Below are 15258 nucleotides of genomic sequence, written 5' to 3' on the forward strand. Positions count from 1 at the left end.
TGGAGAACAGGCGCCGGGTGTTCGGGTGGTTGTTAGTCCTAGCTTCATAGCTCAATGAAACCGAGCTCTTATCTGGCGTGTCTCCAGCGAATTGCCCTAACGTGAAGACATGGTCTCTCGTCGATCTATATTGGGAGCGGTGCCGCTCGCCGCCGCCGCCCTCACCGCCACCGCCACCCCAGGTCATGCCCGGCTCAACGGGTCGTCCACCTCTACCGGCCCGGAGCGCGTACCCCCCGATCCGGCCACGGTGCAGGCCGCCGCGACCGCGGTACGCGGCTTCACCGTCGACCTCTACCACGAGATCGCGTCGAGCCAGGGCGGCAACGTGGTGTGCGCGCCGTACTCGGTCGGGCTGGCGCTCGCGATGACCCGGGCGGGTGCCGGCTCCACCACGGCCGACGAGATGGACGCCGTGCTCCACGCGCCGTACCCGCGACCCGACGCCCTCCACAGTGGGTTGAACACCGTGGACCAGCTGCTCGCCGGCCGCTATCAGGACGGCGACGGGGTCAGGCAGCCCCGGCTGAACACGGCCAACGCCCTGTGGACCCGGCTCGACCTGGGCCTGCGGCCCGGGTTCCGGGACACCGTGGCCGCCTACTATGGTGCCGCGCCGCACCCGGTGGACTTCCGGGGCGCGACGGAGGCGGCCCGGCAGGAGATCAACACCTGGGTGTCCGACCGGACCAATGCGAAGATTCCGGAGCTGCTGACGTCCGGCACCGTGAGCCCCGCCACCAGTTTGATCCTGACCAACACGATCTACCTGAAGGCGGCCTGGTACTACCCGTTCACCCTGGCCGCCACGGCGGAGGAACCGTTCACCCGGGACGACGGCAGCGTCGTCTCCGTGCCGATGATGCGCGGTCCCTTCGACCGGATGGGCTACCTGGAGGGCGACGGGTGGCGTGCGGTCGACGTGCCGCTCGCGGGCGGCGGGCTGGCCATGGCCGTCGTCCTGCCGACCCGGGACGACCTCGCCGCGGTGGAGGCGAACCTCGACGCCACCTGGCTGGGCGCGTTGCTGACCGGGTTCCGTTTCAGAGACATCCAACTGCGTATGCCCCGGTGGACGTTCCGCCTGCCGGCCGAACTGGGTCCGGTGCTGAGTGGCCTCGGCATGCCCACGGCGTTCACGGCGCAGGCCGACTTCACCGCCATGAGCACGACCGATCCGGCCCTGTGCATCGACAACGTGGTGCACGAGACGTTCATCGGGGTGGACGAGAAGGGTGTCGAGGCGGCCGCCGCGTCGGCGGTCATCGTCCGGCCGCCGTCGATCCCGCAGGGGCCGCAGTTCTTCGTGAACCGACCGTTCCTGTTCATCATCCACGACCAGGTGACCGGGGTGCCGCTGTTCCTCGGCCGGGTCCACGACCCGCTGGTCACCGGCCCGGCCTGATGGTCAGTAGCCGACGGCGAAGTGGCGTTCGCCGCCGGGCTCCTCCAACTCGTCGATGACGGCGACGGCGAGGTCTTCCGCCGAGATCCGGGACGAGCCGTCCGGGGCCATCATGAGCGCGGTGCCACCTCGTCGATATCCGCCGGTGCGTGCCCCGGGTTCGAGGAGAGCGGGCGGGCTCAGGTAGACCCAGTCGGCGGGATGGGTCCGGCAGACCTCCAACTGGGCCGCGCTCGCGGCGGCGATGTCGCGTACGGCGGGTGGCACGTACCGGGGGTCGTCGAGCACCAGCCCACCGGACGGACTCCGCAGCGGCGCGGAGCCGCCGACCAGCAGGATGCGGATTCCGGTCGCGGCGGCGGCGTCGAGCAGGGCCCGGGTGGTCGTGGCGGCGGTGCTCTCCGCGCCGGGCGCGGGGCGGGTGGCGCCCACGATCGCGTCGGCGTCGGTGAACAGGCTCTTCATCTGGTCGACGTTCGTCGCGTCGCCGCTGGCGGCGATCGCCTCGGCGGGCAGGTCGGCCGGTTGTGGGCTTCGGGACACGGCGGTGACGTCGTGTCCCCGATCCAGGGCTTCGAGGACGACGCGCGAGCCGACCATGCCGGTGGCACCGACGACAATGATCTTCATTGGTTGATCCTTTCCTTGGTGAGCATGGTGGGGGCTTGGTGCGGGTCGGGCTGACCTGGCCCGCCACGATCGCGGCGAGGGAGAGAGCGAAGCCGACCAGTTGGATCGGGGTGAGCAGCTCGTCGAGCAGCACGGCACCCAGCAGCGCCGCCACCATCGGCGAGAGCAGGGCGAGCACGGCAACGGAGGTGACCGGCAGCGTGGCGATGCCGCGGAACCACAGGATGTAGGCGAGCAGGCCGCCGGGCAGGCCGAGCCAGAGGTAGCCGAGCGCGGCGCCGGCGTCGACGGCGGGTGGCGTCCCTTCGACCAGGAGCGTCACCGGCAGCAGGAACAGGCCGCCGGCCGCGAGTTGCCAGCCGGCGAACGCCGTGGGGCCCACACCCTCGGGGCGCCCCCAACGCTTCGTGAGCGTCACCCCGAGCGCCATCGCCCCGGCGCCGCTGAAACCGGCCACCAGTCCGACCGCGTCGAAGGCCGCGTCGGGGCCGATGACCAGCAGCCCGACGCCCGCGACGCCGACGATTCCCCACCCGAAGCTCCAGGCCGACGGGGGCTGGTGCAGCACGGTCACGGCCAGGATCGCCACGACCAGTGGCTGCACCGCGCCCAGCGTGGCCGCCACCCCGCCGGGCAACCGCTCGGCGGTGATGAACAACAGCGGCAGGAACACACCGATGTTGAGTACGCCCAACACCGCCGCCTTGAGCCACCACGCGCCGCGCGGCAGCGCGCGGCCGATCGCCAGCGCGGCCAGGCCCGCCGGCAGGGCCCGCATGAGCCCCGCGAAGAGCGGGTGACCGGCTGGCAGCAGCTCGGTGGTGACCACGTACGTCGTTCCCCAGACCGCCGGCGCGAAGGCTGTCGTGGCGGTGGCGGCGAGGCGGCCCGCGGTGGGAGATAGCACCAGGTTCGTCACAGGAACCAGGATCGACACTCCGGATCCATGAGTCCAACACATCCTTGTCAACCCATCCATCGTGATTCACGATCGTCGGATGGAGCTTCAACAGCTGCGCTACGTCGTGGCCGTCGCGGAGACGCGGAACTTCACCCGGGCCGCCGAGCGTTGCCTGGTCGTCCAGTCCGCGCTCAGTCACCAGATCGCCCGCCTGGAACGGGAGCTCGGTGCCCGCCTCTTCGACCGGACGAGCCGCCGGGTGCGGATGACCCCGGCGGGCGAGGCGTTCCTCCCGGCGGCCCGTCAGTGCCTGGACGCCGCCGAGCGGGCCGCCGCCGAGGTCGCCTCGGCCGTCGGCGAGATCCGGGGCCGACTCACCGTCGGCATGATCCCGACCGTCGCGGCCGTCGACATCCCGGCCGCGCTGGACGCCTTTCATCGGCGGCACCCGCACGTCCGCATCCGGCTGCGCGTCGGTGGCAGCGAACAGCTCATCGACCAGGTCAAGGAGGGCGCGATCGAGGTCGGCTTCCTCGGGCTTCCGGTGACCGCCCGGCCCGAAGGGGTCGAGGCCAGGAGGCTGGCGTACGACCGGTTGGTGGCCGTGGTCGCCCCCGAGCATCCGCTCGCCGACCAGACCGAGGTGGACCTCGCCCGGCTGTCCACCGAGGCGTTCGTGGATCTGCCGGCGGGTACGGCCGGACGGGCCCAGTCCGACCAGGCCTTCGCCGCCGCCGGGGTGCACCGCGAGGTCGCCTTCGAGGTGAGCACCGTCGATTTCATGATGACCCGGCTGATCCGCCGGCAGCTCGGCATCGCCCTGCTGCCGTCGAACTACGTACCGCACCTGCCGGGTGTGGTCACCATCCCCGTACGGGACGCCCCGGCCCGGATCGAGCACCTCATCTGGAACCGCGCCACCCTCACCCCCGCGGCGACGGCCTTCCTCACCGAACTGGACATCTCCGTCGCCGACGAGGGGAGTGGTGGGGTGCCGCGCCCGCCGACGTGACCGGGGGACCGTCCCCTTTCAGGTCGGCAGCGGGCGGTCGCGCCGGGCGTCGGCCAGCACCTCCGCCCACCAGCGCAGCTCGGCCAGGCTCGCGGCCAGGCCGCGGGAGACGTCGGCGTCGGGCGTGTACCGACCCTGGTCGTCGAGCGACGCCCACGGCACCCGCAGCCCCACGGCGCGGCGGGTCGTCACCACGCTGAGTTCGGCCAGCACCCCGCGCAGATGCTCGATCGCGGCATGTCCGCCGTGGACGCCGTAGGCCACGATCGTCGCGGGCTTGAGGCGCCACTCGCCGTAGTGCCAGTCGATCAGCCGTTTGAGCGAGGCGGGGTAGCTGTGGTTGTACTCCGGCGTGACGAACGCGTACGCGTCGGCCGCGGCTATCCGGTCGGCGATCTCGCTCTTCGGCCCGCCGCCGGGAAAAAGCAGGCTGTCGTCGGGCAGCGTGACATCGGCGACGTCGATCAGGTCGACCTCGGCGGCGTCCAGTGCGGCGGCGACCCAGGCGGCGATCGTCGGACCCATCCGGTCCTTGCGGACGCTGCCCGAGATCACGGCGACGCGTGTTCCGGCGGGGCCCGTCGTGGTGTGAGGGCTGTTGTGCGGTCTGGTCGAAGTGGTCATGTCCGAAACCGTGCAGGTTCAACATATGTTGAAGTCAAGTTCCCGGGTGCCTATCCTGCGACCATGACGGTGCCCGTGAGTTCGCCCCGGACGTTCAGCGTCAGCGACGTCGCCGCCGACAGCGGCGTCGCGCCATCGGCCGTGCGGTTCTACGAGAACTACGGGGTCATCAACGCGGTACGCACCGCGGGCAACCAACGGCGCTTCGACGCCAGCGCCGCGTGCCGGATCCAGGTGGCCGAGCTCGCCCAGCGGGTGGGCCTGAGCGTCCGCGAGATCGCCGCCCTGTTCGCGGACCTGTCGGCCGACCCGACGCCCGAGGAGTGGGCGGGTGTCGCGGAGCGGCTGGTGACCGAGGTCGAGGAGCGGGTACGCACCCTCAAGGCGCAACTGGCGGCGATGGAGTCGGGCACGAGGCTGTGCGAGATCGGGCACGACGACCCGGCGCGGTGATCCGTCCGCGAACGAAACGCTTGACTTCAACATATGTTGAACCTGGATCGTCGCGGCATGAGCAATCACCAGACACTCGCCACCCTCGTCGAGAAGGCGACGATCGTCGGCCTCGGCACCAGCACCCGTGAGGCCACCGAGACCTTCCGCCTGGTCGAGCAGACCACGCACGAGCTGGTCCAGCGCGGGTTCCGGGTCGTCGCGCTGCTGGACAACCAGCGGGTCGGCGACCTCTACGACCGGTACGTCCGGGGCGAGGACGTCGACCTCGACGCGGCACTCGGCCAGGCGTGGGGCCCGTGGCGCACCATCGAGATGCGCGACGCGCTCACCGGGTTGCGCCGGCACAACGAACGACACCCCGACGATCAGGTACGCGTCATCGCCGTCAACGGCCGGCGCACGCTGCCCGCCGACTACGACCGGGTCGTGGCACTGCTCGCCCCGGCGGACCCGGCGGCAGCGGCACGGATCGGCGAGATCTTCGACGTCATCCGCACGGCCCACGACAACGGTGAGCACGTCCAGCGGCTGCGCGGCACCCACCCGGGCGTACCGTTCGTCGAACTCGCCCGCACCGCCCACGGCCTGGCCGCCGAGGTGGACGACAGCCCGGAGCGCGACGAGGCGTCGCGGCTGATCGAGGGGATCGTCGACTTCCACGCGCACGCTCTCGGGAGCGGATACGACGCCGGCGCGGAGGAGCGTGCCGCGGCCGAGCGGATCCTCGACCATCAGCGGCGTACCGGTGACCGGATCGTGCTCTGGGAAGGCAGCGCCCACGTCGCGGCGCACGGCGGCACCATGATGGGCGCACACCTGCGGGCGTCCCTGGGCCAGGAGTACGCGGCGGTCCACGTCACCTTCGGGCACGGCCGGATTCCCGCCACGGACATCCCCCGGCCCGTCCCGTCGTCACTGGAAGGGGTGCTGCTCCGCGGCCCCGGTGAACGGATCGTCGACCTGCGCTCCGGGGTCCCCGCCGACCTTGCCGACCGCCTCGAACGGCCGTGGCGCACCCGACTGATCTCCGGCCTGTACCAGGCGGCGCACGACGAGGACCACTACTACGACCTGCCCACACTGGCCGGCAGCTTCGACGTGGTCGCCTTCATCCGCACGATCACCCCGATCCACCCAGTGTCGGGGTGAGGCGACCCGGTGGCGCGCCCCGGCGGCACCGGGGCCGGTGATCGACGCGTAACGAACGGGATCCGTCGATGAAATCCTCCGTTGCGATCGTCAAGCATCGATCTTGCTCGGGAGGTGGCGGTGACGATACCGACGACACGGCGACAGTTCCTCCAGGCCGTCGGGGTGTCCGGCGGGGCGGGCGTGCTCTACGGCACGATGGGTGCACTCGGCCTGGCACCGGCCGCGCAGGCGGCACCACCGTTTCGGGCGCCGAACCGGTCCAATTTCACGCTGACCGGCCGGTCCGCGAAGTCGGTGCTGGTGCTCGGGGCCGGTATCGCCGGCCTGGCCACCGCGTACGAGTTGGGCAAGGCGGGCTACCGGGTGCGCCTGCTGGAGGCGCGTGACCGGCCCGGCGGGCGTAACTGGACGGTGCGGGGCGGCACCACCGAGACCGATCTGGACGGGCGAACCCAGCGGGCCCGCTTCGCCGACGGCCAGTACCTCAACGCCGGCCCGGCCCGCATCGCCCAGCACATGGTGACCCTCGACTACTGTCGGGAACTCGGTGTGCCGATCGAGATCTTCGGCAACCAGAACGCCGACGCCTACTACGTCAACGAGAACGTCGGAGCGCTGGCCGGCCGGCCGATCCGGCACCGTGAGGCGAAGGCGGACGTCTACGGGTACGTCTCCGAACTGCTCGCCAAGGCCACCGACCAGGGTGCCCTCGACACCTACCTGACCGGTGAGGACAAGGAACGGCTGCTGGAATTCCTGCGCGGTTTCGGTGCGATCGGCGGCCGGGTGGCCGACGACCCGGCGGCCAGCTGGCGGTACACGGGCACCGACCGACGCGGCTACCTGGTGGAGCCGGGCGCCGGCTTCGAGGCGGGTACCCCGAAACTCACCCCGTACCCGCTGACGGACGTTCTGGCCAGCGGCATCGGCCGCTACATCTCCTTCGAGTTCGGCTACGACCAGGCGATGTTGATGTTCCAGCCGGTCGGTGGGATGGACCGCATCGCGTACGCCCTCGAAGCGGCAGTGGGTCGCGGCCTCGTCACCTACGGCGCTCAGGTGCGGTCGGTCTCCAACACCGGCTCCGGTGTCGCGGTGGTCTACGACGGGCCGGGCGGCCGGACACGTACCGCCACCGCCGACTTCTGCGTCTGCACCATCCCACCGCAGGTGCTGGTGAAGATCCCGTCCAACCTCACCCAGCCGGTCCGCGACGCGTTGGCCTACGCGGTCCCGAACGCCACCGGCAAGATCGGCCTGCAGTACCGGCGGCGGTGGTGGGAGCAGGACGAGAACATCTACTCCGGCATCACCAACACCAACCTGGACCTCGCCACCATCTGGTACCCCTCCTACGGCTACCACGGCGCCAGGGGCGTGGTGGTCGGCTACTACAACTTCGGCGCCAACGCCCAGGCCTACGCGGCGTTGACGCCCGCCGAGCGGGAGGCCCGCGCCGTCGCGCAGGGCGTGAAAATCCACGGCGAGGCGTACCGGACGGAGTTGGAGACGTCGTTCTCGGTGGCCTGGGACCGCACCCGCCACTCCGAGGGCGGCTGGGTGTCGTGGCCGTCGCGCACCAGCGGGCAGTACGGCCGGCTGCTGGAGCCGGACGGCCGGGTCTACTTCGCCGGTGACCACCTCAGCCACTACATCGCCTGGCAGGCCGGGGCGTTCGAGTCCGCCCGCAAGGTCGTCACCGATCTGCACGCCCGGGTCATGTCGAGCTGAACCACGACAGCTCGACCCTGGCAAACGGCGTCACCTGCGAAAAGTGCCCGACCGGCCGGCACGCCGAGGGCCGTGGTGATCGACTGTGTCCAATAACATGGCGCCCATGGTCGTGATCCGGTGGCTGGGGCGCCGACCCGGGCCTCGACGGCTGCCCGGGCGACGCCGACGGGTCGGGAGACTGCCGGGTTCCCCGACGGTCTCCGAGGCGACCGCTCGATGACCCAGCCGATCCCCGGGGCGGCCCGTCCCGCCGCGTGGTGGCTGCGGGTCGTCTTCGGGGTGATCGGGCTGGTCGCCTCGGTGCTCGGCTACATCGGCCTGGAACGGCTGGCGGAGGTACGGCCCGAGGCCATCGCGGACCGGTACGACATCCTCTACTACGACCTGCAACTGTTCTTCCTCAGCGCGGAACTCTTCGAGGAGCCCGGCCCCTATCCGTGGCAGTTGCAGGTCGCCCGGTTCATGGCTCCACTTTTCACCCTGCTGGCGGTGGCCGAGGCCGGGCGGCTGCTGCTGGCCGCGCAGATCCGGCGGCGGCGGGCCCGGCGGGCCAGCGGCCACGCGGTCGTCTGCGGCGACTCCCAGTTCGCCCAGATGCTGGCCGACCGGCTGCACGCCGACGGTGACCGGGTGGTCGTCGTACGCGCCGAACCGTTCGGGCCGCTGGAGTACCGACGCCGCCGCTATCTCGGCGTCGTCGGCGATCCGACCAACGTGGAGGTGCTGCGCGGTGCCGGCCTGCCGCGCGCACACACCGTCTACGCCTGCACCGACGACGACGACCGCAACCACGCGATCGCCAACACCGCCAACCGGCTGATCCAGGACCGTCGACACCCGCCCCGGATGTACGTGCAGGTCCACGACCCGGAGATGTGCCTGTCGCTGCAGGCGCGGCGGCTCGGTGCGGCCGGGTCCAGCCGGCTGCGGCTGGACTACTTCCACGTCGACGACATCGCCGCCCGCGCGCTGCACCGGCACCATCCGCTGCCGTCGGCCCCCGACCGGCCGACGAGGGTGCTCATCGCCGGTGACGGCAGTTTCCGGCGGGCCCTGCTGGTGGAGAGCGCTCGGCACTGGCGCGCGAACCAGGCCGAACCGGTCCGGCCCGACCGCCGGTTGCGGGTGGACCTGGTGGCGCCGGACGCCCACGACGAAATCGCCCTGGCCACCTCCCGCTACCCGTTCCTGAACGAGGTCTGCCGGCTGGCCGGGTACGACCGCGACATCGACGGGCTGGTCGAGCTGGACCAGGAGGGTTACGACCGCATCTACATCTGCGCCACCGACGAGATCAACGGCCTGCGCCTCGCGTTGGACACACCCGCGCTCTGGCGCGGGGCACGCAGCGTCGTCTTCGTACCGGTCTACCGGCAGGCGGCGCTCGCCGCCGCGTTCCACGGCGACGCCCGCCACGACCTGCTCGACGAGGTACACGGCAAGCTGCGGCTGTACCCGGTGCTGACGCACGCCTGCGACGCCCGGCTGATCGCCGAGGACCTCACCGAGCGGCTCGCCCAGCAGATCCACCTGCGGTACCTGTACGCCCAGCAGCGGGCCGGGGTACGCCTCGGCGACGCGCCCGCCATGGTGCCCTGGTCCCGGCTGCCGGAGTCGCTGCGGCGGGCCAACCGCAGCCACGTACAGGACATCGCCGCCAAGCTGCTGAACCTGGGCTGCGTGGTGGCGCCCCGGCACGGCGGTGCCGGTGACGCCTCGGCCGCCGAGCGGGCCATCGACGACCGCATCGAGCTGCTGGCCCGGCTCGAACACGAGCGGTGGTGCCGGGAGCGGCGTTCCGAGGGCTGGACGTACGGCGAGCCGCGCGACGACTCACGCCGCCGGCATCACCTGCTGCGACCGTGGGACGAGCTGCCCCCGGCCGCGCAGGAACAGAACCGGGAGGAGATCCGCGCGTTGCCCGACGTGCTGTCCGACAGCGGGTTCGAGCTGATCCGGCTGAACCCCGCCGTGCCCGCCCAGCGGGAAGGAGCGGCAGATGTCGCCTGATCGGGAACCGGTCCGCGTCGGCGTCACCGGCCACATCAACCTGACCCCGGCCACCGAGCGGCTGGTCGCCGAGGCGATCCGGGTCGAACTGCGCCGGATCAGCGACCGGCCGGTGCACGGTGTCACCTGCCTGGCCGCCGGCACCGACCAGATCTTCGCCCGTGCGGTCCTGGACGGCGGCGGCACGTACGAGGTGGTCCTGCCCGCCCCCGACTACCGGGACACGATCGCCCCGGCCGGCCGGGGCGCCTTCGACGAGCTGCTGGCCCGGGCCACCCGGATCATCCACACCGGCCACCGCACCTCCGGCACCGCCGCCTACGTGGCCGCCAACCGGGAACTGCTGCATCGGGTGCAGCGGCTGCTGGCGGTCTGGGACGGCGAACCGGGCCGCCACGGCGCGTCGACCGACCGGACGGTCGGCTGGGCCCGTGAGCGGGGCATCCCCACCACCGTCATCTGGCCCACCGACGCCCGCCGGGCCCCCGAGGTCTGAGGCGGTGCGGCTGCCCGGGGCCGCCGGTCGCTCGACTCGCCCCGCGGCCCGGGCCGGCGACGTGGCCGGGGTCAGGTGGGCGATGTGGCCAGGGAGAGCCAGAAGACGCCGTGACCGGCGACGCCGAGGTCGTACTCGCCGGAGTCCGGCACGCGGGGGAACTCGGCGCCGCCCATCAGCTCGCGTGGCCGCAGACCGACGTGTGAGGCGAGCACCAGCGTGCTGGTCTGCGGGTAGCGGGAGAAGTTGAACAGGCAGAGCACCTCGTCGTCGGGTTCACCGCGCAGGAAGGCCAGCACGGCCGGGTTGGTGGAGCGGACGATCCGGCAGCCGGGGCGGGAGAACGCCGGCCAGGCGCGCCGGGTCGCGATCAGCTTCTCGACCACGTGCAGCAGCGACGACCGTGAGCGCAGCTGGTTCTCCACGTTCACGGCCATGTAGCCGTAGATCGACTCGTGGATCGGGGGCGCCGGCAGGTTCTCCGGCTGGGCCACCGAGAAGCCGCCGTTGCGGTCCGGGGCCCACTGCATCGGGGTGTTGAACGCCAGGTGACCCGGCAACGTCAGGTTCTCGCCCATGCCGATCTCGTCGCCGTAGTAGAGCACCGGAACGCCGGGCATCGACAGCAGCAGCGCGAACGCGAGTTCCAACTGCCCACGGTCGTCGTTGAGCAGTGTCGCCGTGCGCCGGCGGATGCCGGTCGCGCCCCGCATCCGGGCCACCGGCGCGTACGCGTGCAGCAGGTCGTCGCGTTCCCGCTCGTGCAGCAGACCCAGCGGCATCTCGTCACCGTTGCGCAGGAACACCGCCCAGTGCCGGTCGGCCGGCTGCTCACCCATCTGCGCCAGTACCCGGGACACCGGCCGGTGGGCCTCCCGCCGCATCGCCAGCAGCAGGCTCGGCATCAGTGACGCGTACATCACCAGGTGGCATTCGGGGTGCTCGGCGCTGCCGAAGTAGGAGCTGGCCCCCTCCGGCCAGTCCTCGCTCCAGGCGATCAGGATCCGGTCCGGGAATGCCGCGTCCAACCAGGAGCGCAGCTCGCGCAGGTAGCCGTGGGTCTCGTCGAGGCCCTTGCTGGAGGTGCCGCTGCGCTCGAACAGGTAGGGGACGGTGAGCAGGCGCAGCCCGTCGACGCCCTGGCGCAGCCAGAAGTCCATCACGTCGCGCATCGCCGCGCGTACCTCGGGCACGTCGTAGTTGAGGTCCGGCTCCGCCCGGCCGTAGCGGTGCCAGTAGTACTGACGCCGCCGGCCGTCGTAGGTCCATCCCGCGCCGTCGCTGCCGAGCGGGTCGTCGGCCTCCGCGTAGCCCTCGCCGGTGTCGCTCCAGACGTAGAAGTCGCCGTACGGCCCGGCCGGGTCGTCGCGGGACGCCTGGAACCACGGGTGCTGGTCGCTGGTGTGGTTGAGCACCAGGTCCAGCACCACCCGGATGCCCTGCCGATGGGCGAGGCTGAGCAGTTCCAGCAGGTGCGACGGCGCGCCCAGGCCCTCGTCGATCGCCTCGAAGTCGGTGGCCGCCCGGCCGTCACCCGGCGACGACGGAGCCGACATGATCGGGTTGAGCAGCAGGCAGTCGACGCCGAGCCGGCGCAGATAGTCCAGCTTCTCGGTGACACCCCGCAGGTCACCGTGACCGTCGCCGTCGGAGTCGTAGAAGAACCGGACGTTGACCTCGTAGAAGGTGCTGCCGGCCGCCCAGCCCGGCTCGCCCGGCGGCTCCGGTGACGGCTCCTCCGTCACCTCGGCGCGGGTCACCCGCAGCCGTCCCGACAGGGCCTGGCGGGCCCGCTCGGCCACCCGCTCGCTCGGATCCCGTTCCAGGGTCTCCAGCGTCTCGAAGGCGGCGACCAACTGTTCGCGGCTGCGCTGGTGGCCGTACGCCCAGTTGCTCAGCTCGTCCACGGCCAGCACCCGCGCGGCCGCGAGCCGGCTGCGGGTGAGCGCCAGCAGCTCCTCCGGAATCAGCTCCGGCCGGCGCGGCGCGTTGCTCAGGATCAGATCCCCGACGCCCGCGGCCCGCATCTGAGGTGTCTGCCGGCGTTCCCGGTCGACCATGCGTACGGCCGCGTACTCGAACGCCTCACGGACGCTGATGATCCCGTTGCCGTCGCGGTCGGCGCCGCCGGTGCGCAGCCCCTCCAGGAACGGCCCGGAGAACGCCGACGGCAGCGCGTGCTGCTTGTGGCCGTCACCCTCGTGGGCCAACTCGGTGGCACCGGCGGAGACCACCACGATCCGACTGCGGTCGCCGCGCTGTTTGAGATCGCCGAAGGCGCCCGCGTGGCAGCAGTCGAGGATCAGCACCAGCTCACCGGCGCGACATTCGTCGATCCAGTGCCGCAGCTCGTCGGTCGGCACGGCGGTGGGTGGCAGCCGGTCGGGATCGGTGTCGGTCGCGGTGAGGTAGAGCCGGTGGCCGTGGTGCAGCCGCCCGTGACCGGAGTAGTACACGAGCAGGAAGTCGTGGGGGTCGGCGCTGGTCAGGAAGTCGTAGAGGGCGAGCTGGAGACGGTGCGCGTCGGCGTCGAGGAGGTCGCGTACGTCGTCGAAGGCGCCCAGCGTCGGATCCCGCAGCAGCCGGGCCCAATCCTTGAGGTCGCTGGCGGGGGAGTCGAGTGCGGGCAGCGCCTCGCTGGCGTAGCCGCCCACACCGACCAGCAGCGCCCGCTTCACCATGAACCCGCCGGGTCAGTCACCGTCGACCTTCTCGGGCACGGCCGCCGTGCCCTGCCGGGGTACCGACACCGACTTGATCAGCTCGGCCAGGGTCTTCTCCGACACGTCCCGTACGTCGATCTCGGTGCCGTCGGGGAGGGTCATGCGCAACCGCTTGCCCTTGTTGCGGTCCTGGTAGCGCTTGATGACCTCGGCCAGGTGCCGGAGGTCCGCCGCCGCCCGCTTGACCGTCGGCACGGTGAACACGGCGAGGGCGAGCACCCCGAAGACGTAGCTGGCGGTGTCCCGGGTGCCCGGCGCGGCCTCGGCGGTCAGCTCGGTCGCCTCGACACCGGAGAGCTGGTTGAGGTGCTCCTTGAGATGGCGTGCCTGCTCGGCCAGCTCCTCGTCGGTGACCGGCCCGTCGGACACGACCCGCAAGATCAATCCATCGATCATGATCCCATCGTGGTCGGTGTCACTACGCGGTGCAAGGGCCGCCGCGACGGGACGCCGGTCAGGGCGGCGTGTGACGGGCATCCGACAGAAGCCACGGAAGCCCGACCGGCGCCGGCGGCTGTCCGTTCCGCTGATGCCAATTCGTCGTACCCGAGGAGTAGACCGACCAGGACCGGTGCGTGTCGACGCGGCGGCGCTGGACCGCCCGCCGGCCCGACGAAACGAGAGGAAGCTCAGATGAGTGGTGTACGCGTACTGGTGGGGACGCGCAAGGGTGCGTTCATCCTCACCTCCGACGGCAGACGTGACAGCTGGACGGTCGACGGGCCACACTTCGGCGGCTGGGAGATCTACCACCTCACCGGGTCGCCGGCCGACCCGGACCGGCTCTACGCCTCCCAGTCCGGCGGTTGGTTCGGGCAGCTGATCCAGCGCTCCGACGACGGGGGGCGGAGCTGGCGCACGGTCGACAACGACTTCGCCTACGCCGGCGACGTCGGCCAGCACCTCTGGTACGACGGGACGCCGCGTCCGTGGGAGTTCAAACGCATCTGGCACCTCGAGCCGTCCCGCGACGACCCGGACACCGTCTACGCGGGCGCGGAGGACGCCGCGCTCTACGTGTCCAACGACGGCGGTGGCAAGTGGACGGAGCTGACCGCCCTGCGTACCCACCCGAGCGGGCCGTCCTGGCAGCCCGGTGCCGGCGGCCTGTGCCTGCACACCATCATCCTGGATCCGGCCCGTCCGGGCCGGATCTACACCGCCATCTCGGCGGCCGGCGCGTTCCGCAGCGACGACGGCGGCACCAGCTGGCTGCCGATCAACAAGGGACTGCGTTCGGGGGAGATCCCCGACCAGGACTCCGAGGTCGGCCACTGCGTACACCACATCACCCAGCACCCGTCGCGGCCCGACACGCTGTTCATGCAGAAGCACTGGGACGTGATGCGCAGTGACGACGCGGGCGCGAACTGGCGCGAGGTCAGCGGCAACCTGCCGTCGGACTTCGGCTTCCCGATCGCGGTGCACGCCCACGAACCGGAGACCATCTACGTGGTGCCGATCAAGAGCGACTCCGAGCACTACCCGCCGGAGGGCCGGCTGCGCGTGTACCGCAGCCGCACCGGCGGCGACGAGTGGGAGCCGTTGACCGACGGGCTGCCGCAGTCCGACTGCTACGTCAACATCCTGCGCGACGCGATGGCGGTCGACACGCTCGACCCCTGCGGCATCTACTTCGGCACCACCGGCGGCCAGGTCTACCGCTCCGCCGACGGCGGCGACAGCTGGGCGCCGATCGTCCGGGACCTGCCGCCCGTGCTCTCGGTCGAAGTCCAGGCGCTGCCGTGATCCGGGTCGTCCTCCCGGCTCATCTGAAGACCCTCGCCGGAGTCACCGGTGAGGTGAGTGTCGAGGTGGCCGGCCCCGGGCCGGCCACCCAGCGCCTGGTGCTCGACGCGATCGAGGCGCGGTACCCGATGCTGCTCGGCACCATCCGGGACCGGCACAGCGGTCAGCGCCGTGCCTTCGTCCGCTTCTACGCCTGCGAGGAGGACCTCTCCAACTGCTCACCCGACGCGCCGCTGCCCGAGCGGGTCGTCACCGGCGAGGAGCCGTTCATCGTTCTCGGCGCGATGGCCGGGGGATAGCCCGGGACGGCCGGGGCGACGACCGCGACGGGCCGGCCGACAGCGCACCGTGCGATCACCCTGGCCG

The 15258-nt window shown here is 71.5% G+C and carries 13 protein-coding genes and 1 pseudogene; 9 read left to right on the top strand and 5 right to left on the bottom strand.

What is annotated here, in order from left to right:
* The first annotated feature begins 139 nt into the window (after window positions 1-139).
* On the top strand, window positions 140-1405 hold the full coding sequence (locus SM447_RS23955; protein ID WP_474575101.1) for a serpin family protein: 1266 nt from the start codon (window positions 140-142) through the stop codon (window positions 1403-1405).
* 3 nt (window positions 1406-1408) lie between these two features.
* Here SM447_RS23955 and SM447_RS23960 read toward each other — a convergent pair whose 3' ends face one another.
* Both SM447_RS23960 and SM447_RS23965 read right to left on the bottom strand, forming a co-directional pair.
* On the bottom strand, window positions 1409-2035 hold the full coding sequence (locus SM447_RS23960) for an NAD(P)-dependent oxidoreductase (RefSeq protein WP_474575102.1): 627 nt from the start codon (window positions 2033-2035) through the stop codon (window positions 1409-1411).
* A 124-nt stretch (window positions 2036-2159) separates the two neighbouring features.
* Window positions 2160-3014, bottom strand: a pseudogene (locus SM447_RS23965) (EamA family transporter); the annotation flags it as partial.
* Window positions 3015-3033: 19 nt separating this feature from the next.
* Here SM447_RS23965 and SM447_RS23970 point away from each other — a divergent pair.
* Window positions 3034-3948: a LysR family transcriptional regulator gene (locus SM447_RS23970; RefSeq protein ID WP_474575103.1), complete on the top strand. Its 915-nt coding sequence runs from the start codon at window positions 3034-3036 to the stop codon at window positions 3946-3948.
* Window positions 3949-3966: 18 nt separating this feature from the next.
* Here SM447_RS23970 and SM447_RS23975 read toward each other — a convergent pair whose 3' ends face one another.
* A complete protein-coding gene (locus SM447_RS23975; RefSeq protein ID WP_474575104.1) occupies window positions 3967-4572 on the bottom strand; it encodes an NADPH-dependent FMN reductase in 606 nt (201 codons plus the stop codon).
* A 63-nt stretch (window positions 4573-4635) separates the two neighbouring features.
* On the opposite strand from SM447_RS23975, the gene SM447_RS23980 reads away from it, so the two are divergent.
* From SM447_RS23980 to SM447_RS24000, 5 genes are all read left to right on the top strand, one after another.
* Window positions 4636-5025: a MerR family DNA-binding transcriptional regulator gene (locus SM447_RS23980; protein ID WP_474575105.1), complete on the top strand. Its 390-nt coding sequence runs from the start codon at window positions 4636-4638 to the stop codon at window positions 5023-5025.
* A 57-nt stretch (window positions 5026-5082) separates the two neighbouring features.
* A complete protein-coding gene (locus SM447_RS23985; protein WP_474575106.1) occupies window positions 5083-6177 on the top strand; it encodes an erythromycin esterase family protein in 1095 nt (364 codons plus the stop codon).
* Between the two features lie 120 nt (window positions 6178-6297).
* Window positions 6298-7911 carry a flavin monoamine oxidase family protein gene (locus tag SM447_RS23990; protein ID WP_474575107.1) on the top strand — a complete coding sequence of 538 codons (1614 nt, stop codon included), beginning with the start codon at window positions 6298-6300 and terminating at the stop codon, window positions 7909-7911.
* A gap of 219 nt (window positions 7912-8130) precedes the next feature.
* A complete protein-coding gene (locus SM447_RS23995) occupies window positions 8131-9924 on the top strand; it encodes a RyR domain-containing protein (protein ID WP_474575108.1) in 1794 nt (597 codons plus the stop codon).
* Window positions 9914-10420 carry a hypothetical protein gene (locus SM447_RS24000; RefSeq protein ID WP_474575109.1) on the top strand — a complete coding sequence of 169 codons (507 nt, stop codon included), beginning with the start codon at window positions 9914-9916 and terminating at the stop codon, window positions 10418-10420. The genes SM447_RS23995 and SM447_RS24000 overlap by 11 nt, the downstream gene beginning before the upstream one ends.
* A gap of 71 nt (window positions 10421-10491) precedes the next feature.
* Here the strand turns inward: SM447_RS24000 and SM447_RS24005 are convergent, their stop codons facing one another.
* A complete protein-coding gene (locus SM447_RS24005) occupies window positions 10492-13101 on the bottom strand; it encodes a caspase, EACC1-associated type (RefSeq protein ID WP_474575110.1) in 2610 nt (869 codons plus the stop codon).
* 12 nt (window positions 13102-13113) lie between these two features.
* Complete coding sequence (locus tag SM447_RS24010; RefSeq protein ID WP_474575111.1) at window positions 13114-13539, bottom strand: hypothetical protein; 426 nt, start codon at window positions 13537-13539, stop codon at window positions 13114-13116.
* Window positions 13540-13776: 237 nt separating this feature from the next.
* Here SM447_RS24010 and SM447_RS24015 point away from each other — a divergent pair, with 237 nt between their 5' ends.
* Both SM447_RS24015 and SM447_RS24020 read left to right on the top strand, forming a co-directional pair.
* A complete protein-coding gene (locus tag SM447_RS24015; protein ID WP_474575112.1) occupies window positions 13777-14892 on the top strand; it encodes a WD40/YVTN/BNR-like repeat-containing protein in 1116 nt (371 codons plus the stop codon).
* Entirely contained in the window at window positions 14889-15191 is a 303-nt protein-coding gene (locus SM447_RS24020; RefSeq protein ID WP_474575113.1) for a MoaD/ThiS family protein, read from the top strand. The genes SM447_RS24015 and SM447_RS24020 overlap by 4 nt, the downstream gene beginning before the upstream one ends.
* The last annotated feature ends 67 nt before the right edge of the window (window positions 15192-15258 follow it).

Source organism: Micromonospora aridisoli (genome assembly GCF_056150025.1).